The 19,217-nt window shown below is 41.1% G+C and carries 25 protein-coding genes; all 25 read left to right on the forward strand.

Going from position 1 to position 19,217, the window contains the following annotated elements; genetic code table 11:
* Window positions 1-81: 81 nt before the first annotated feature.
* Entirely contained in the window at window positions 82-402 is a 321-nt protein-coding gene (locus L1D46_RS06005) for a hypothetical protein (protein ID WP_199529602.1), read from the forward strand.
* Between the two features lie 35 nt (window positions 403-437).
* The gene (locus tag L1D46_RS06010; protein ID WP_199529603.1) at window positions 438-902 is read left to right on the forward strand and encodes a hypothetical protein; all 465 of its coding nucleotides are present in this window, start codon (window positions 438-440) and stop codon (window positions 900-902) included.
* A gap of 13 nt (window positions 903-915) precedes the next feature.
* Window positions 916-1,836, forward strand: a complete 921-nt coding sequence (locus L1D46_RS06015) for a hypothetical protein (RefSeq protein WP_239977054.1) — start codon at window positions 916-918, stop codon at window positions 1,834-1,836.
* A gap of 9 nt (window positions 1,837-1,845) precedes the next feature.
* Window positions 1,846-3,510 carry a Mu transposase C-terminal domain-containing protein gene (locus L1D46_RS06020; RefSeq protein ID WP_239977055.1) on the forward strand — a complete coding sequence of 555 codons (1,665 nt, stop codon included), beginning with the start codon at window positions 1,846-1,848 and terminating at the stop codon, window positions 3,508-3,510.
* Window positions 3,500-4,756 carry an AAA family ATPase gene (locus tag L1D46_RS06025; RefSeq protein ID WP_239977056.1) on the forward strand — a complete coding sequence of 419 codons (1,257 nt, stop codon included), beginning with the start codon at window positions 3,500-3,502 and terminating at the stop codon, window positions 4,754-4,756. Before L1D46_RS06020 ends, L1D46_RS06025 begins: the two co-directional genes overlap by 11 nt.
* Before the next feature lie 36 nt (window positions 4,757-4,792).
* Window positions 4,793-5,152 carry a hypothetical protein gene (locus L1D46_RS06030; protein WP_063705220.1) on the forward strand — a complete coding sequence of 120 codons (360 nt, stop codon included), beginning with the start codon at window positions 4,793-4,795 and terminating at the stop codon, window positions 5,150-5,152.
* Window positions 5,149-5,547 carry a phage protein GemA/Gp16 family protein gene (locus L1D46_RS06035; RefSeq protein ID WP_063705222.1) on the forward strand — a complete coding sequence of 133 codons (399 nt, stop codon included), beginning with the start codon at window positions 5,149-5,151 and terminating at the stop codon, window positions 5,545-5,547. Before L1D46_RS06030 ends, L1D46_RS06035 begins: the two co-directional genes overlap by 4 nt.
* A complete protein-coding gene (locus tag L1D46_RS06040) occupies window positions 5,548-5,745 on the forward strand; it encodes a hypothetical protein (protein ID WP_239977057.1) in 198 nt (65 codons plus the stop codon). It begins immediately after the preceding gene.
* Entirely contained in the window at window positions 5,742-6,149 is a 408-nt protein-coding gene (locus tag L1D46_RS06045) for a hypothetical protein (protein WP_239977058.1), read from the forward strand. The genes L1D46_RS06040 and L1D46_RS06045 overlap by 4 nt, the downstream gene beginning before the upstream one ends.
* A gap of 9 nt (window positions 6,150-6,158) precedes the next feature.
* Window positions 6,159-6,410 carry a hypothetical protein gene (locus tag L1D46_RS06050; protein ID WP_239977059.1) on the forward strand — a complete coding sequence of 84 codons (252 nt, stop codon included), beginning with the start codon at window positions 6,159-6,161 and terminating at the stop codon, window positions 6,408-6,410.
* Window positions 6,397-6,591 (forward strand): hypothetical protein, encoded by a 195-nt coding sequence (locus L1D46_RS06055; protein WP_180311572.1) that lies wholly within the window; start codon window positions 6,397-6,399, stop codon window positions 6,589-6,591. The genes L1D46_RS06050 and L1D46_RS06055 overlap by 14 nt, the downstream gene beginning before the upstream one ends.
* A complete protein-coding gene (locus tag L1D46_RS06060; protein ID WP_239977061.1) occupies window positions 6,588-6,806 on the forward strand; it encodes a hypothetical protein in 219 nt (72 codons plus the stop codon). Before L1D46_RS06055 ends, L1D46_RS06060 begins: the two co-directional genes overlap by 4 nt.
* Window positions 6,807-7,203: 397 nt before the next feature.
* Window positions 7,204-7,647, forward strand: coding sequence for a hypothetical protein (locus tag L1D46_RS06065; RefSeq protein ID WP_239977063.1), 444 nt, complete (start codon window positions 7,204-7,206; stop codon window positions 7,645-7,647).
* A gap of 9 nt (window positions 7,648-7,656) precedes the next feature.
* A complete protein-coding gene (locus L1D46_RS06070) occupies window positions 7,657-7,905 on the forward strand; it encodes a hypothetical protein (protein ID WP_016707171.1) in 249 nt (82 codons plus the stop codon).
* Window positions 7,905-8,411: a DUF1804 family protein gene (locus tag L1D46_RS06075; RefSeq protein WP_239977064.1), complete on the forward strand. Its 507-nt coding sequence runs from the start codon at window positions 7,905-7,907 to the stop codon at window positions 8,409-8,411. The genes L1D46_RS06070 and L1D46_RS06075 overlap by 1 nt, the downstream gene beginning before the upstream one ends.
* Window positions 8,411-10,150 carry a hypothetical protein gene (locus L1D46_RS06080; protein WP_239977066.1) on the forward strand — a complete coding sequence of 580 codons (1,740 nt, stop codon included), beginning with the start codon at window positions 8,411-8,413 and terminating at the stop codon, window positions 10,148-10,150. The genes L1D46_RS06075 and L1D46_RS06080 overlap by 1 nt, the downstream gene beginning before the upstream one ends.
* Window positions 10,143-11,648: a DUF935 family protein gene (locus tag L1D46_RS06085; protein ID WP_239977068.1), complete on the forward strand. Its 1,506-nt coding sequence runs from the start codon at window positions 10,143-10,145 to the stop codon at window positions 11,646-11,648. Before L1D46_RS06080 ends, L1D46_RS06085 begins: the two co-directional genes overlap by 8 nt.
* A complete protein-coding gene (locus L1D46_RS06090) occupies window positions 11,641-12,255 on the forward strand; it encodes a DUF3164 family protein (protein WP_239977070.1) in 615 nt (204 codons plus the stop codon). The genes L1D46_RS06085 and L1D46_RS06090 overlap by 8 nt, the downstream gene beginning before the upstream one ends.
* A 10-nt stretch (window positions 12,256-12,265) precedes the next feature.
* Entirely contained in the window at window positions 12,266-12,706 is a 441-nt protein-coding gene (locus tag L1D46_RS06095) for a hypothetical protein (protein WP_239977071.1), read from the forward strand.
* Window positions 12,707-13,249 carry a hypothetical protein gene (locus L1D46_RS06100; RefSeq protein ID WP_239977072.1) on the forward strand — a complete coding sequence of 181 codons (543 nt, stop codon included), beginning with the start codon at window positions 12,707-12,709 and terminating at the stop codon, window positions 13,247-13,249.
* Window position 13,250: 1 nt separating this feature from the next.
* Window positions 13,251-14,393: a phage minor head protein gene (locus tag L1D46_RS06105; protein WP_239977073.1), complete on the forward strand. Its 1,143-nt coding sequence runs from the start codon at window positions 13,251-13,253 to the stop codon at window positions 14,391-14,393.
* A gap of 615 nt (window positions 14,394-15,008) precedes the next feature.
* Window positions 15,009-15,404: a response regulator gene (locus tag L1D46_RS06110; RefSeq protein WP_130051501.1), complete on the forward strand. Its 396-nt coding sequence runs from the start codon at window positions 15,009-15,011 to the stop codon at window positions 15,402-15,404.
* A 7-nt stretch (window positions 15,405-15,411) separates the two neighbouring features.
* Window positions 15,412-16,305 carry a MoxR family ATPase gene (locus L1D46_RS06115; RefSeq protein WP_239977074.1) on the forward strand — a complete coding sequence of 298 codons (894 nt, stop codon included), beginning with the start codon at window positions 15,412-15,414 and terminating at the stop codon, window positions 16,303-16,305.
* A 2-nt stretch (window positions 16,306-16,307) separates the two neighbouring features.
* Complete coding sequence (locus tag L1D46_RS06120) at window positions 16,308-17,267, forward strand: DUF58 domain-containing protein (protein ID WP_239977075.1); 960 nt, start codon at window positions 16,308-16,310, stop codon at window positions 17,265-17,267.
* 1 nt (window position 17,268) lies between these two features.
* Window positions 17,269-19,209 (forward strand): DUF3488 and transglutaminase-like domain-containing protein, encoded by a 1,941-nt coding sequence (locus L1D46_RS06125; RefSeq protein WP_239977076.1) that lies wholly within the window; start codon window positions 17,269-17,271, stop codon window positions 19,207-19,209.
* Window positions 19,210-19,217 lie beyond the last annotated feature (8 nt).

Raw genomic sequence — 19,217 nt, forward strand, 5'->3', positions numbered from 1 at the left:
CTATTAATTAGTCACTAGAGTAAAAAGTGAAAGTATGACTAATAAATTAGACGAAACAATTTTACATAGGATTAATTTAGCATGACTTTAAAACAAATGACATTTGATGAAATTAAGAAAAGCCTAAAATCACGCGATATAAATTTCACTGATATTGCTAACGCTTTAGAGGTCAGCCTCGGTCACGTTACCAATGTAGCCCGTGGTTCAGCTCATTCTAAGAATGTTGCAAACGCTATTTCACTTTCTCTAGGGAAGTCGCTTACTGAAGTATTCGGCAATCAATACGACGGTTCTACTAAGCGAGGTCCTAAAGACCGTACAGAACGTAAGCAGGTTATCTACGAAGCTCTTAGAAACCAACAGCCAGTACCAGCACCACACAGCATGGCGCAGCAATAAGCAACTTTATAGGTTAATTTCAGGGAATTTTTACCATGACTAATCAAACAAACGCTTTTAAAAGTTTATTACACGAAGATGTACCACCTGAATGTGATGTTTATCACAAGTTTTGCCAATCAGTTAACGTATGTATTCGTCGTAGTGGATACTCACGAGCTCAACTAGCTGATCGTATGAATTATGCTTCAACAAATAATTATCAGGTTGATGAAACTAAGCTAAATAAATGGTTTGCACCAAGCCAGGCAGTTCAAATGCCGGTTCACTTGCTTTCGTCATTATGCTGGGCACTTCAATCAATAGAGCCCGCTACAATTTTACTGTCGCCTTTACTGTTTCTCCCTGTAGATAAGAGAGCGCAAATGCTGCAAAAGCATGCAGAGTTGCAAATGGGGATTGAAGCAATGAAAAAAGACCAGCAATCCATCCTTTCTGAATTATCTCAGGCTGCACCTGACTCACCTCAATTTGAAGTTTCAGACTTTATAGAAGAATAACCAAGGCTTAATTATGACTATCAAAGACCAAGATCCGTCTGAAATTCAGGTTTTCAGTGCTGAAGAGCAACAGCAACTCACGGCAAAGATCGAGAAAATGGCAGGGCACATTCAATTGGTAATGCCCGATTCTGTTGATGAAGCGTGGCAACTGGTTGTTCGTATGGAAGAACAAGCGCTAATTGATACAGCTAAACGTGGCTTACTTTATATGTCTATAAAGTTACACCTAGGCTTCGGTGAGTTTGAACGTAAGTTACGTGATAATTCAATTGCACCACGAACAGCCCAAGAAGCTATAACTGTCGCAAAGATGTTTTTAGCACTGCCTGACTCAAAAACGCGGACGTCCGCGCTTTTGAATATGAACAAAAGCAAGCTGATTGAAATGGCGCGCTTACCTGTTGAAACCGTTGAAGCACTAGACGAAGACGACCTAGAAACACTTAACGAGTTATCTGTACGTGAGTTTCGAAAAGAGATTAAAAAACTCAAAGAGAAGCACACTGAACTTGAAGAGCAGACAGCAACGCTTATTAACGCGCTTGAAAATGAGCGATTAACCAAAGCACCTAAACAACGCTACGAGTTACCAATACTTGTTGCACAGGTGCGTCAAAACGCATTTGCACATAGCGCCATTGTTAATGAGTCACTTGAAGAGTTCATAACCATGGTTGAGCAATTATGTACAAGCCGCGACCTAGACCAAAACCACCGCATTGGCGGCGCTCAAACTACATGGCACTTATGGCTAGGTATTCAACAGCGAATTAACCACATGCTTAACCGTTTAACTGAAGAGTTTGGTTCAGAGAACCTAGTAGGCGCAGAGCAAATTCCACACTTCGCCGAAGACGAATGGCAAGACGCACAAGCTAACCGTGAATACATGCTTGCCATGTTTAACGACCGAATTAAGACCCGCGAGTAGGAGAGAGTAATGCATCCTGCAGTTCAAAAATTTAATAACTTACCAAGTACTGGCTTAGAACTAACCTGGCAAAACGCCAGTGAACCAGCGCGTAAAAAAGCCCAAAGCAGAGCTGTACTGGTTCGTCACTTATTAACCCAAGAGGGTGGTTTACCTAAAGCATTTGCAAATTTAGTTTCAGAGTACCGTGGCAACACAGCAATTAGCTCTGTAACAACAGCAATTAACGCATTAGGTAAATTGCCAGGGCGCGCAACTATTTATAACTGGTGTAATGCTTATAAAGAAAATGGCATTAATGGTTTATTGCCAAACCACAAAGGCAAAGCCCAAACACAATACAGCTGGCTTGCACGTTGTTTAGAACTTTACCACAGCCCAAACAGCCCAAGCTTTGCGCAAGTGGCCGATCAACTAAACAAAGAAGGTTATAAAGCAGAGCACCATCAAGTACGCCGTTTTATTAATGGCTTACCACACGAACTAGGCCCACAAAGCCCGTACCGTATGGGTGCTAAGTTGTATCGTGAAAAGCATAAAGATCACTTATTGCGCTCAACAGAAAACATTAAGCCTGGTGTTTTGTATAACGGCGATGGCCATACGCTAGATGTTTATTTAGCACACCCTAAAACTGGTAAGCCTTACCGCGCAGAGCTTACAGCGTTTCAAGATGTGGGTAGCCGCTGCATTGTTGGCTGGGAACTAGGCTATGCAGAAAGCACGTTAGATACGCTTGCAGCAATAAGCCGTGCTATCAAAGTACACAACAATGTACCTGCCATGTTTTATCTAGATAACGGCTCAGGTTACAAAAACAAATTAATGAACGATGAAACAACCGGCTTTTATGCCCAGTTTGAAATCGACGTAATTTTTGCAATACCAGGTAATGCACGTGTTAAGTGGATAGAACGCTTTTTCTTACACATGGAAGACCGCGTTGGTAAACGTTTTAGTACTTACTGTGGGCGTGATCACGATGACCGCCATAAGCAACTTATCTTAAAAGAAGCAAAGCAGGGTAAACGTAAACTTCCGACTGTTGACGAATGGATAGCCGAGTTTAAAGCTTTTTTAAATGATTACCACAATAGCGAGCACCCTGAAATCAAGGGTAAAACACGCCAGCAAGTATGGGACGAAGGCTTAGAACGTGTACCTCCAGTAGAAGACGATTTTGTCATGCTGCCACGTGAAAAAGTAAATGTTCGCCGTGGCCGTTTCCGCCTGCACCAACGTGACTACAGCGCTGATTACTTACATCAGTTTAATGGCCAAGAGCTAATTGCTGCATACGACTTACACGATGACAGCTACACCAAGCTTTATAAGTTAAACGGTGAGTTCTTAATGTTTGCAAACCTTAAAACCAAGTCGCATGCCGTACCTACATCGCGTATCGAACAAGCCGAAAGCAAACGCCGTGAAGGTCGCTTAAAACGCTTAGATACCAAACGCCGTGAGGTTGAAGCACAAGAAGCAAATGATCGCATTATTGATATTAAAGCGGTTGAAGAACTTGCAGCCCCTGCGACACCAGCAATTGCACATAAACAAGAAGTTAACGTGTTTGAGTTCGATGTAACACCGACTAAACCACAACACGAAATTGACTTAGACGAATTACTTGATCAACCAACTACACGCAAGGAACAAAGCTATGAGCTATAAAATCCCATTTACCTATTCAGACGAGCAAACACTTCGTGTTGAGCTGATCAACCAAGAAATGTCGACGTTAGGTTTAACACCTGAAAAATTAACCTGTGGTTATGCACTGCAGTCAATTAAAGAAACACTGGCTTTTACATGCACCATCGATCCGCAAAAGATTATTGATGCGCTGTGGCAAGAGCTTTTTAACGAAGCCAGCATTAACGATATAAAAAAGCGTAATGACTTTAATAAGTCGTACTCAAAAGCAGACCGTGATTTATGCACACGCATTTGTTTACGCCTGCAATCGCCTGAAATCCGCGACCAAAACATTACCAGTGCGAGTATCGCTGCCAGCATGGGTAAAAGCGCTGCAACTATTAGCCAGCTTATTAATGGTAAATACAATGCCAAACCAAGTAAGCACTTGCATGACATTTGGGCCATTTTACAACCTGCAGAACTTGATCAACCTAAGCAAGCTGCAAAACAAGTAGCAGAGCCTGAAGAACGTAAGCAGGTCAGTATTGTTTACGGTAAGGTGCCGTTTATCCCTACTAGCACTTCTAAGCTTATTGCGATGGCTTGCGACCAAGCAAGACAGCGCCGCCGCTTTAGTGTGTTTGCAGGCCAAGCGGGTTTAGGTAAAACAAAAGGCATTAGCGAGTATTGTCGCAATAACAAAGAAGCCATTTTAATTGCCGGCAGTGAACAAACCAGCAGCACACAAGTACTCGATCAATTAATCCTGGCATTAGGCTTGTCACGTTGCCCAAGCGCCTACAAAAACATGCAAAAGATTATCATGGCGCTGCGTGATACAGACCGCCTGATCATCTTAGACGAAGCCGATAAGTGCAAACCTAATGCGCTTGACCCGTTACGCACTATCAGTGACCAAGCCATTGTGGGTGTAACCCTGGTAGGCAATATTCAATTAGTCGACAAACTTCAAACACAAGAACGCTACGAACTCATTGCAAGCCGTGTGTGCTTTTGGCCAAAACCAATCGGGCAAGTAACGGTTGAAGATATTCAAACCCTATTCATTGAGCTAACCGAAGGAACAATAAAGCTTGCAAGCGACGATGCAGCTTGGTGGCAATGGCTTCACAAGCGTGTTGAAGGTAATGCCCGGGAGTTAGTAGAAAACCTATTACCGCATGTTTTAAACCATGCCGCCAAAAAACCAAATGTTGCGATCGATAAGTTACTTATCAATGGCATTTTCAGTTCAGTACTAAACAAACCAGCAGTTTAAACGTTAGTTAAACACCATTTAAAGAAGGATTAAATCATGGCATTTTCAATCAAATTAAACACACCGCGTTATTCAGCTGAGCTTGCGTTTAGCTCTTTAGTGACTAATGCAGTAATGCTTGCTCTTTTAGCTAAGAAAGACCCACAAGGTGAGCTAATCGACAAATGCAACGGCAACATTAAAGCGGCCTTTGCCACACTAGCTGCAGATAAGCTTTTTAGCATTCACCATGTTCATGAAGTGAATGGCCCAGCGCATACCGCGCGTCGCTTTAACACTATTTGTCGCGAGTTCCCGCTTATCTTTACTGAAGGCATGAAGGACTGGGGAATTAAGATTATCTCGTTAGAGGCATCGCCTCACTTTGAAATTCAAATGTTGGAGGAAAGCGCGTGAGTAATTTGATCCAACAAATCAAGATTGCGCAAAAGGCGGCGGGTATCGATCAAGATACCCACCAACTTAATGTTGCGTATATTTCTAACCAACGCACTAACACGTGTACTGGTTTAACAAAGCTCGAACAACAGCAGCTGCTTGCTCGTTACCGCGCAATGAACCCAAACGCAGGCAAAAAGCAATTACCACCACAGCTTAAAATGATTTATAGCCTGTGGGGCCAATTACACAGAGCCGGTGCTGTAAATGTTGACTCTAAAAGCGCGTGTGAGTCGTTTTGTGAAAACCACTTACAAGGTAAAAAGCTGTATCAAAGCGCCCAGCAATGGCCACACATCATTGAAGTACTTAAACAATGGTTAGCACGCCACAAAGCAAAGCAGGGGGCTTAAATGGCTAATTACCAAGACTATCAGAACTTCACTATCAACCCGCGTAAACAGCCTTATAGCGAGATGGATAGTAAGCGCCCAGTTAAAGCTGAAGACAAACGTAAGTGCCGTATTCGCCGTGATGTTGAAGCGTACCATCAACAGCGTGCAATCGATCGAGAATACGGCCTTGAATACTTATGGGATGAACAGTCATGAACAAACCTGAGTTAGAACTACGCGCATTGCCTTATGGCTTGCGCAAGCTTGTTGAAATTCTAGGTGTCGATAAAACAATCGCATTACTTACTGAACACCAGGGCCAAATGTTTTATATACCTCGTAAGCCAACAGCTAACCATGAAGCCGTTAAAATTTTTGGTATTGAGTTAGTACAAGCCCTGGTTGATGAATATGAAAACAAGCATTACCAAATGCCAATGCTGCATAAAGTACTTCAGCAAATTCGCAACCAAGAGATTTGCTACGCGCTTGATAATAAAACCTGCAGCATTCAGCAGCTGGTAAAGCGCTTTAAGATCACGCGCCAGCAAGTAAGCAGTATTTACAGCACGTATCAACAAGAACGTGTAGGCGAAACACAGTTAAATTTAAGCTTATAGGGGATCATCATGGAATCTATTTCTGATTTGAAAAATGAAGCTGAGCAGTATTTTAGCGAGGCATCGGCTCGTGGTGCCCCTGTTATTACTTTTAAATGCCCGTGCTGCAGTAAGGAGCTTAGAACCTTACAACCACCAAAAGGTGTTATATGGGACACATTGTCTACCTGTTGGCATTGTGGTGCTGGTTTTTTCAAGATAGCGACACAGGACGAAGTACGCGCTCAAGTACCGCCTTCGCTTGGTCATGCAAAACAATAACTTTGTGTTGCTCACTGCTTTGCAACTCAGTGGAGGAAAAAAGCCAAAGCAGTGGCAACTTGAATTTGGTTTAAACCTATTAAACCGTTACATAAATCAACGCAAGTTATTTGGCCTAACAACAACAGGGTTAATGGCCGAATATCACGAAGCGTTTAGAGAAATTAAGGGTAAGAAATGAGTGGAGCAAGAGAAATAGCCGAAAAAGCGGTTGATAATATAGAAGAGCTTTTAAGTGATATGTTCGCAGGTGATTATGCAGATAATGAGGTTTCATTGGGGGTATTAGTAAGCGGTAAAGAAGAGATTCAAGTACAACTTAAAGTAACCCGCTCACCTAGTGATTTTATCGATACGGATTACAGTGACTGGGAAGCCAGTATCAAACAACTCTAATTGTATTTAAACCATGTTTAAACCTAATTTAAATTAATTGGCTTGCCCCTATTGTAATGGCAAGCCTTTTCATTTTAACCTAATAAGACACCCGCAATATACAACGCTGAAAACAACTTTACAGCGGAATGCCCCCCTCTAAATTGATTTACTTAACGCATGACAAAAACAGTGCATGCGCCATTTATTGAGTTATTAGCTCAGCTTATTGTGAAGGCCAAGTCTAAAGACGAGCAAATTGCTATATCACGCCGTTGCCCATTAAAAGATTTGCCAGCACTACGCACACGCGTAAAAGAGCTATTAAACCCAGCGAACCAAAAGCCAACGCGGAAAACTCGTTTGCCTGCCTGTTACGTCCTAATTAAACAACGATTAACTAATCTGAGGACTCAACATGGCGGCCAAAATAAGAGTTAAAGTCCCAACTGCACCTAGTTTCTTATTTCAGGAAATAGTGCCTGAAAATGTCTTTGACCTTTTTAAAGACGATCCCCTTTTTCTTTTAAACTTTTTTGATGAAAGAGCCTTACGCATGCTGCAAAAGCTGCGTGATAAGTTCGGCCCTTGCACAGTAAATAACTGGCTATGGGGTGGTGCTAACCACTTACGCGGTTACAGACCGTTAGATTGCCCAATTGGCGCTAAGCGCAGCCAACACAAACTAGGCAAAGCCTTTGATTGTAGTTTTGAAAACTACACCGTTCAGCAGGTACGTGATTACGTATTAGCTCACCCTGAAGAATTTCCTTACATCACAGCCATTGAGGGCGATGTGAGTTGGTTCCATTTCGACGTTCGCACACCTACGTGGACGGGCATTAAAGTTTTTTACCCGTAAGGACACCTCATGACCCCAGAACAAGAGAATCAGCTATTTCAATCAATCGGTCAGATACAGGCGAGTCAAACCGCTATTTTGAATCAAATTAGTTCACTAAAAACCGATATCAATAAGCGTGTAGATAAACTAGAAGACCGCGTTACTAAGGTTGAAACCCATGTAACGAATAATCGGGTAAAAATGGCTGGTATAGGTGGAGCAGCTGGACTAACGGTTGCCCTCATCACTGAGCTGCTTAAAAACGGTGGCTTATAATGGCACACCCTGCAGAAAAGAAAAACGCTTTACGTCACAGCTATGTAAACGAACTGCTTGCTTTAAGTGTTGCAGCAGTAAAGCATAGTGTTGCAGATGGCACAGCACGCCGCTGGAAGATGGAAGCTAAAGACCAGGGCGATGATTGGGATCTTGCTCGTGCTGCAAGCCGTCGTAGTGAAGGTGCTGCAGGTGAGTTTACAACCGACTTTATCGAAGAGTTTACCATTCAAGTAAACGAAACCTTTGAGCTTTTAAAATCTGAAGAAGGTTTAAAACTCCCATTAGAGCAACGCACTAAAGTACTTAGCTCACTCACTGATATGATGAGCAAAGTAATGAAAGTATCTGGCGGCAATAAGCGCCTAGAAAAACGCACTGTTGCAGCAGAAGTCATCAAGATTTTAGCTAAATTTGTTTCAAAACATCACCCTGACTATGCACCGCAATTAGTCGAGATCCTTACTGCATTTGGTCCTCAGCTCGATAAGGAGTTAAGCGACTAATGGCCGATTTAAACACACGTGAGTTTTTAGCAGAGATAGAGCAAGTAACCAGTGCTTTACGCCGCGATATCGAAGCTAAAGAACGTCATATTGATCCAAGTCCTGAAGCCATTAGAGAGCGCCGAAAACGTGTTTTAAGCGGTGATTTTGAGTTTTTTGTATATACCTATTTCCCGCACCATATGTGGTTAGATGATGGCCAGAAACCGTCTGAGTTTCAGGCTTATTTTAATAGTTGGCTACCAGAAGCATTAAAACTTAAAAACGGCTGGAAGAACTGGTTTGTTGCCCCGCGTGGTGAAGGTAAAAGTACACTTAGCGTAAAAATCGCCCCTGTGTATGTGTCAGTATTGGCACTGCTGCAAGATGCAGATATACGCCAAGAACTTGGGTTAGAAAAGCCACCACTCTTTATTGATTTTGTGATCTTGTTTGGTGCTGAAACCAAAATGCCAACCAAGACACTTGAAGTCGTTAAAACAGAGTTGTTGAACAATAACAACTTAGCCTTAGACTTTCCTGAAGTATGCGAAAAGTCGCCAGTATGGAAGTTAGGCGAGTTTGTAACGGCGCAAGGTGTACGTTTTGAGAGCCGTGGTGCTGAGCAGTCTGTACGTGGTACGTTCCACGGTGCAAGCCGTCCTAAGCTGTTACTGTCTGACGATATCATTACCGATGCCGAGGCTAAATCACCCACAGAGCGTGAGAACCGCTGGCGATTCCTTGAAGCTGCTGTGCAGTACTTAGGCCCACCCGATGGTACCGTAAAATTCTTAGGTGTGAACACCGTTCTTAATAATGATGACCCAATTAGCCGTGCTGAAGAAGCACCAGGGCACATAGTTCACCGCTTTAAAGCAATTAAACAAATGCCTGAGCGTATGGATCTATGGGAGCAATGTCGCGACCTGATGGTTCACGATGATAAACGTTTTGAAAAGCGCGAAGCGGCTAAAGGTATTGCAGTTGCCACTGAAGATAAGCCTTCGTTTAAGTTTTGGATCAAGAATAAACGCCAAATGCTTAAGGGCGCTAAAACAAGTTGGCCAAGTGTACGTACTCTTTACGATTTAATGTGTATGTGGGCTGCGAACAAGCGCGAGTTTAACCGCGAAATGCAAGGTATTGCTAAAAGCGATGAAGAAGCGATTTTTTATCAGTTTGATTTTTGGGTTGACCGTTTACACGATTGGGTACCATACGGTGCATGCGACCCAAGTATGGGTAAAACAGAAAAATCTGACCCAAGCGCAATACTTGTTGGCTTTTATTCAAAAGACTTACAAAAGCTGCACGTTGAATACGAAAGCCGAAAAGTGCGCGGTACCAGCCGTTTACTTAACGACATAATACGCGCTCAAAAAGAATATAACTGCTTAGTGTGGGGCTTTGAGAATAACAACGCCTTTGACTTTATGCGCAGCGAGTTTATCACCAAAGGATTAGAGCAGGGCATTGCGCTGCCGTTACGTGGTGTTACTGCCACATTACCAGCTGAAGAACGTATAGGATCACTCGAAACCTATGTGACCAATACACCTGCACAAATAGCCTTTCATTCACGTTGCCGATTATTGCTCGACGAGCTCGAAAACTGGCCAGAAAAACAAACTACACATCACTACGACTTGAGTTGTGCCTTAGCCATTTTATGGATGATATCCAGCACTGGCGCAGGCGGGATGCCTAGAGTCCGAAGCCGTAAAGTAACCAAACAAATAGGGGGCTATCATGTTTAAGTCTAAGCCACGCATTAATTCACGGGCTTATGGTGCCCTTGTTCGTATGTTTGACCAAAACCAATTGGACCCAGGCTTATCGTCATTGATCACAGAGCTCCCAAACCCTGACCCAATTTTACGTAAAGCAGGTAAAAACACGGCTATTTATGAAGAAATAGCCCGTGACGCGCACATTATTGGTGAATTGCGCTCATTACGTAGCGGTTTATATAGCTTTAATACTGAGTTAGTACCTGGCGGAACCGATGCGGCCAGTATGAAAAGCTATGAGTTAGCAAAACAGTTTTTTAAGCGTAAACCTTGCAAGCATACAGAGTGGGCCGATATGGATTGGCACAACTACAGTGCTATTTTACATGGCTTCAGTGTGACGCATTTGGGCAAGTTTATTAAACGTGATGGTACGTGGCAGCCTGAATACGTTGAAACGTGGCGTAATAGCCGCTTTGCTTTTAATAGCGATCACGAGCTGCTCGTTAAAACAAAAGAAAACCCGCAAGGCGAAGAAGTTGATCCTCGTCGTTGGTCGTGCGTTCGTCACATGCCCAGTGCCACTAACCCGTATGGCATTGCACTACTGAGCAGCTGCTTTTGGCCGTGGATGTTTAAGCACGGTGGCTTTAAGTTCTTTGTTCAATTCTGTGAACGCTTTGGTGTGCCGTTCCCAGTAGGTAAATACCCTATTAGCACAAAAGATGAAGATATAGACATCCTTTTAAATGGGCTTGCTAAGTTAGTACAAGACGGTGTAGCCGCAATACCTGACGATACCAGTATTGAAGTACTTGAAAGTAAGTTATCCGGTGAACCAATTCCCGAGCGTTTAATTAATTTCTGTAATGCTGAAATGAGTAAGGCGCTAACCAGCCAAACATTAGCCACCGAGCAAAAGAACGGCGGCGCACGTGCAGCCAGTGAAACGCATGCAAAACGCGCTGGTGATAATCAACGTGCTGATAGGGCGCTTGTTGCGTCTTACCGCAATCAGATCATTAACACGCTTCACACCGTTAATTTTGAGGGTGGAGAGCCACCACAATTCATCTTTAAAGATAAGCGCGAAATTAATACCGATACGGTAAGCCGTGTTCGCGAATCTGCACGCATCGTGCCTGTAAGCACTGAGTGGGCATACAAAGAATTGGGTATTCCAAAACCTAAACCAGGTGAAGACATTCTTGACGTACCAGACGATGGTCAAGGCATCGCCTCAGCTGCTAAAAGCACAGAGTTTGCTAAATCCGATGCTGCTAGTACTGAAATTAGCGATGAGTTTGATGTATTCGATCACGCTTCAAACGACACCATTGAAACCATTTGGCATTTTGCCCAGGCATCAAAAGACCTGGACGAACTTAAGCAAAAAATAACCTCACAATTCCCAACTATCTCTGAGTCTGCTTTAGCACAAGTGGCTGAGCAAGCTATGCAATATGAGTTTATGGCGGGTATGAACGAGGCTAATTCTAAAACTGTGGAGATAGACGATGAATAACATTCCTGAAGGTTACTTAAAAGACGGTAAAGGCAATTTAGTCGCAATTGCCAACGTTAAACAAACGGACTTGATCAAAGATGAGTTTGTACAAAAAGCATGTGCGAAAGCACTTGAAATGCAAGAAAAGTTAGCTGAGTTCAAACGTTCATTGATGGCTGAAGCTGACGACTTTATAGAGCTTTTAGCGCAAGAACATGGTGTTAGTTTAGGTGGTAAGAAAGGAAATACGCAGTTACGTTCATTCGATAACACTTTGCGCGTGAACATTCAAACACAAGAACGTATCGAGCTTGGCCCAGAGCTATCCCTTGCTAAAAAGCTGATTGATGAGTGCCTAGATGAATGGACCGAAGGCGGTAATCAGAACATACGAGCCATTGTCAGTAAAACCTTTAATACCGATAAGCAAGGTTCATTAAACCCGCAGCGAATCTTGGCATTACGCAAGCTTGAAATCACTGATGACAGCGGCAAATGGCAAAAGGCGATGAACATCATTGCAGAATCTGTAGGTGTTATCGATTCATGCCGTTTTATCCGCTTTTACAAGCAGGATGAGAAAGGCATTGAACAAGCTATTTCACTTGATATAGCAAAGCTGTAGCGGGGCGCTTATGGCTATTTCTAAAGAGCAATGGGATAAGGTTGAAAGTGAACTTGCAGGGACTTTTGGTAGTGCTTTATTTAAATTGGGCGATCATGAAGTTTCAATACAACGTGTTAGAAAATCAGAATCTACAACCGTATTAGCTGTTTATATTGATGGCTATATAAAAGGTGAATGGTTTACTAAACAAGAAACCCAACCATCATGTTTAGAGTTAGTTTGGCGTAAACGTTCGCTTTCTATATATAAACCAGCTGAAATCAAAAAAATTATTAAAACCTTTGGTAAACGTGAAGCTAAAAAATGTTTCCCGAAATTATATGAGAAAAAGGAATTTTTTGATTGTCACTTTACGACAGCTAAATCATTAGTTCGCCAATTCAAACGGATCAAAGGTATCGAATTAATGCTTATTGGTGGCGTACCTTACGAGTCAATGGAGGCTTAAATGGAACCGATCACAATTGCGCTTGGCCTTGCAAAACTAACTGGCCTAGATAAAAAAATAGGTAACTGGATAGGGGGCTCAAATGGCGAAGCGGTTGCTTCAAAAGTCGTTGATATAGCCCAAACCTTAACGGGTTCAGCTTCACCAGAAGATGCCTTAAACCGTATAAAAGATTCTGAAAAATACGCGCATGAGTTAAGAACCACATTACTCAATCGAGAGAAAGAGCTTGACGAACTTGCGTTTAAAAACACCCAGAGTGCACGCAATATGCAGATCCAAGCACTTAATCAGGATGATAAGTTTACTAAACGCTTCATCTATTATTATGCGTGGTTTTGGTCATTCTGTACTGCTCTGTATATTGGCTTTATCACGTTTATGCCAATTCCTGAGAGCTCTACACGCTTTGCGGATACTATTTTAGGCTTTGTTTTAGGCACTGTTATAGCGTCAATATTGAATTTCTTCTTTGGTAATAGCCGTGATAACTCGCGTAGAAATGAAATTCAAGACATTCAACAGTCATTAAAAGAGCACTAAAATGGCTCTATCAGCTCCACAATATGGCGACCTTGTTAAATTCAAGGAAGCCATTTCACACTTTCAAGACAAAATTAAGCTGACAAGTGAGTCATATAAAGACTTACAGGGCTTAATTCACGCCAAAGCATTCACCGTTGCAGGTGCAACAGAAATCGAGATCCTGAACGAGCTATATACAGCAGTAGATAAAGCAATTAGTGATGGTGAAACCATATCGGACTTTAGAAAACGCTTTGATAAAATTGTTGATGATCACGGCTGGTCTTATAAAGGTAAGCGTGGCTGGCGAACCCAAGTAATTTACCAGAACAACAAAAACACAGCACGAGCAGCAGGGCGCTGGGAACAACAAAACCGATTAAAAGAACGTAGACCTTATTTACTTTACCTGACCGCTGGTGATAGCCGAGTTAGGCCTGATCACAATCGATGGAACTATATATTACTGCCTGTAGACCATCCGTTTTGGGACACGCATTATCCGCCAAATGGCTATAACTGCCGTTGTAAGGTGGTTTCACTGAATAAACGTGATATTGCACGTATGGGCTTATCAATCACAAAACCAGAATCTGTTAATAAGTTTATGCAGTCATTCAAGGTTGTTGATGCATCAACGGGTGAAGAACTTGATAAGTTACCTGGCATAGATCTAGGTTGGGACTATAATCCTGGTAAAGCATGGTTAGGTGCAGACATAGCAGCTGGTAAGTCAGTGGTGAAGTTATCGAAAGAACTTCAACAACTAGCGGTACCGCAATTTAATGAAGCTGTTTTGAAGTCGCAGCAGTATTATAAAAAGCAGGTAAATTTAAAAGCAGCTCAGATTGCACTTAAAAAGCCGGTAGTTGGTGGCCAAGAATTTACGTTAGGGCACTTGCCTGCATTTTTCTTAAATGAGCTATCACGTAAAAATGCACCTATATATAGTAGCGCTGTTACGATTAGCAGCTCACAAATTGAAAAGCTATTAGCTGGCCAACTAACAGTTGAACAAATCCACCAGCTAATGAACGCTATTCAAAAGCCAAATGCGTACACATATATAGATAACAAAATTAGAATGACGTACCAGGGCTTTATGATCACAATCGAACTGGGACCAAACTTTAATACTGTTGTTTCAGCAGAGGCGCTATAAGAAAAATGAAGCTATTTAAAAGAACTATTTTATTTTCAGCGATATCATCTTGTTTGGAAGTTAATTCAAGAGAGCTGCAACATTACAAACCATATCGTTTAGAGTTTAAAGAGCATTTAAAAGGTGTTTAAAAGCCATTTAAAGTGCGTTTAAAGAAAAGTTAAACGATCAGAAATGATCTAATTCTAAACGTAAAATGAACAGGAATGATCGGGGAATGAGTCAGTTTGAACGGTTATAGTCTAAAAACAAGCGTAATTCAAAAACCATGAATTTTCGGCTTGGGTTTGTCAGAGGTCAGTATTTACGGGCTTTTCCAAAACACGAGGGCGAAAATCTCCATACCTCCATAATTCTAGAAATGAACAACCCCTTACAGCTGGTTATAAAGACAAATATCTTATTTAACATAATATAAATTATAGGAAGTAACGCAATGGTATATCGTGGTACCTATTCTTTATATACGCTAAGTCCAATACTAGACGGTATCGGACATAATGATGGTGTTTTGTCATATTATCTATTTTATTAGTCTGAGTTTCTTGAGCTTACTTATCGCATGACATATATTAAAACTATCAACTTAAGATGTAACGATAAGATGTAAACGATATGGAATTTGTGAAACCGTTAGAACCTATTCTGATAATCGACGATATGCAAGATATTCGCGACTATCTAAATCAAATTTTAACTGGTCTTGGTTTTGACGATATTTTAGAAAGTCGAGATTTTGAATCAGCCAAAACTCTAATTGAAGAAAAGTCACCAAACGTTATCTTTCTTGATATTGAGCTACCTAACACTGACGGTGAGGAAATTCTTGAATATTTGAATGACCGACATCCCCATACTCACGTTGTTATGTGTTCAGGTCATAACAGTCTTGAGAATGTTCAAAACACTTGGGAATTAGGCGCCCGAGGTTTTATTGCTAAACCTTTTAACTCAAAAAAAGTCGACTCTGTTATGAAACGTCTAGAATTGATGGAAACCATAACAAATTAAGTAGTTTATGAATTCGACAATCCAACTCATAATTGATGATCTGTCTACGGTCATTTTTGGTAAACAACAACAAATTAAACTTGCTTTAGCATGCTTGTTCAGTGAAGGTCATTTGCTCATTGAGGATTTGCCTGGTATGGGAAAAACCACTTTATCTCATGCACTTGCAGCAGTTCTTGGATTGTCGTATCAACGTATTCAATTCACAAGTGATTTATTACCTTCTGATATTCTTGGTACAAACATTTTTGATGCTAAAGAACATAGTTTTTCTTTTCATCAAGGTCCTGTATTTAGCCAAGTTGTTTTAGGTGATGAAATTAATCGTGCTGGTCCTAAAACACAAAGTGCGCTTTTAGAGGCAATGGAAGAAAAACAAGTGACGGTGGATTCGGTTAAACACGCCCTACCATCACCATTTTTTGTTATTGCAACTCAAAACCCAGTGCACCAATCTGGAACTTATCCGTTACCAGAGTCACAATTAGACCGATTTTTCATGCGTATCAGTTTAGGTTTTCCTGATAAACAAGCCGAGAAAAACCTTATTTTAGGTCTAAACAACCGTAACTATGATGATTTACCTGTTCGCATTAACTCAGAACAACTCGCTGTTATTCAAAAAGAAATTAATACTGTAACAATAAGTCATACGGTTGTTGACTACATACTCGAACTAGTCGCTTTTACTCGCCAAGATAGTCATTTTGTAAACCCATTATCACCAAGAGCAAGTATTGCACTTGCTCGTGCTGCAAAGTCATGGGCGTATATCGAAGGTCGTGATTTTGTTTTGCCTGAAGATGTACAAGCGGTTTTTCCTAGCGTGACTGATCACCGATTGGGGTTAAATTCTGGCGACAGTGGTTATGCACTTAAACATGTGCCTGTAAGCTTGTAAACATGTTAAAGCGCCCTGCTTTTGTTAAACAATTTCGTCAATTAGTTTTTAATAAGTTATTAAAAAACAAACATAAAAAAAACGAAATTGAACTCCAACATAAAACTATTTATGTGCTTCCTTCTAAACTTGGTGGGCAGTTTCTAATAATTGCCCTACTTAACTTTGTGATGGGTATTAACTATCAAAATAACCTTATATTAGCGATGGCTTATTTAATGGTTGTTGTTATGGTATTTGCGATACTAACTGGCTATAAAAATGTCAGAGGTTTATTGGTTAAATATCTTTCAGTGAAGGAAGATTATGCACCCAAAGCGCCCGTAGCATGCTTTGAACTACAAGCAAAATCACGCTGCGAATTAGTAAAACTAATCAATAATAACATCGAATCTGAAGCCGTTTCACTACAAAGCAACGAGAAAAACTTAGTTGAAATAGCACTTAAATGTAGCGAACGTGGTGCTTATTGCTTTGATAGAATAAAAATCATTAGTCATTTCCCTTTTGGCTTAGTGTCGGTTTGGAGCTACATAGAGCCCATAGATACAGTTTATGTTTATCCAAAGCCAATACCCACAGAAAAGCTTGATACACAACTTCAAGACAATGACGAACATGATGGCGATAATGCACAAATCAAAGCCGGTAATGATGACTTTTATCAACTCACTTCTTTTGTGCAAGGCACTGCACTTAATAAGGTGTCGTGGAAACACTACGCTAAAACTCAGCAGCTATTAACGAAAGAGTTTACCAGTGATGCATCACAGGAATTAGCTCTTAATTACAATACGTTAACAGGAAATAACGAGCATCGATTAAGCCAATTATGTTTTTTAGTAAACCAGTTAACCGATCAACAAATCGCTTTTTCGTTAACTTTACCCAATAAACATATCACAAAAGGTTTAGGGCGAAGTCATCAAGAAACTTGCCTGAAAGCTTTAGCGGAGTTTTAGCATGAATACCCCGCTTATTAATACCGTTTTATCACTTCTGTTTATTGTTATTAGTGGTTTTTTGTTTACTGAAGTAACTACTCCATTTCTAGCCATATTGGCTGGCCTCAGTTTTTTAAACCTGTTTTTAGGTAAATTTTATAAAAAACTAAATGGATTGGTCGCGAATATGTTGGCAGCAATTTGCTTAGTTGCCTTATTTGTTCTGGTTGGCGTGGGCGATACAGTAAAGCTATTTGTATCGATGATGCTACTTGCTAGTAGCTTTAAATTGCTCCAAGCGAAAACCGTCAAACAGTATCAAACCGTTTGTTTACTGGTGTTTTTTAACCTTTCAACGGTGTATTTATTCCATCAAGGATTATTTGAAACCTTGGTGGTCAGTGTGCTTTATATTGTGAACTTTGCGGTGCTTGGCTATTTAACTAGCCCACAAAGCTTTAAGGCCGCTAATAAACAAAGTTTTAAAACCATACTACTAGCTTTACCTATAGCGGCATTTTTGATTTTGTTTTTACCGAAAATACCGGCGTTTTGGCAATTACCGGGGCCAAAGCTTGCGAAAACGGGTTTATCAGAGCAAGTTAACCCCTTTTCTATTGCGAAATTAGCTGAGTCAGATGATTTGGTTTTTCGGGTAGAACAACAGCCTGGGCAAGCCTTACAGGCCCCCTATTACTGGCGCAGCCTTATTCATGATGAGTTTAATGGCAGTGAATGGTTAATATCGGACATTTTGAAATCTCAACAATTTAACCAAATTCGCCGTACAGTTACTCAAAGTAATAGCGTAAATTATCAGATTATTGCAGAGCCTTCATCTTCAAATTGGCTATTTGCACTTAGCTTTGCACAAAGTGCTAATTCAGATGTGCACTCAACCTACAATGGTTTGTTAAAACGCAAAGGTAACTTAAACAAAAACATTAAATACGCGGTAACCAGTAGTGAGGCTATGCTGAGCCTAAATAACTTTGAAAAACGCTTATACACTCGCTTACCTAACACAACCAATCCACAAACAACGGCACTGGCAAAACAGTTGTCTGCTGAGCATGAAAATGCGCAAGGTTACTTTAACGCGCTACTTGATTACTTTAATCAGCAGCAGTTTGCTTACACATTAACGCCTACACCAATGTATGGTGATAATACGCTAGACCAGTTTGTATTTGATACCAAACGTGGCTTTTGTGGGCACTATGCGAGCACCGCTGCATTTATGTTTCGTGTTGCCGGTTACCCTGCCCGTGTTGTGTCAGGTTATTTAGGTGGAGAACAAACTAAAGCCGCTACGCTTAACATTTACCAATATGATGCCCATGCATGGGTTGAAGTGTTCTTTGATGAAAAATGGCATATATTCGATGCAACCGCTGTTGTTGCCCCTGAGCGTTTAAACGGCTCGTTATCTCAGCTAGGTGATTTAAATGAAAGCTTTAACGACAATCTTAACTTTGGTTTAAAACGTTGGAGCCATTTTAAAGCAATTAACTGGTTGCGAATTCACCTTGAAGAGCTCGACTATAAATGGACTAACTGGGTGCTTACGTTTGACCAAGAATCACAGCAAGGTTTGTTTGATTCACTGTTTGGTAATAAGTCTGCATGGCTAACACCATTAATTGTATTAGGTACGTTATTACTGAGCTTTACTGGTTATTTCTTATATAACAAACGCCCTATTCGAAGTAGTGAACCGTTGGTTGATGACATCACTAAGCTTTATCAGTGGGCAAAAAAGCAAGGTATAGAGCCTCTAGACACTAACACGCCACTACAAAATATTGCTTTAATTAAACAGCAAAAGCCTAGATCAGAGGCATACCTAAGCGAGTTAGAGCAAATAATCATCGAAGTACGTTATCAGCAGCAATCATATAGCCAAAACCGCAAAAACCGCGTGCGAGTTCTGTTAAACTCTCTCAAAACAGCCAAATAGAGAACAAT

The sequence above is a fragment of the Pseudoalteromonas sp. Isolate3 genome, assembly GCF_022398505.1.
Classification (GTDB): domain Bacteria; phylum Pseudomonadota; class Gammaproteobacteria; order Enterobacterales; family Alteromonadaceae; genus Pseudoalteromonas; species Pseudoalteromonas apostichopi.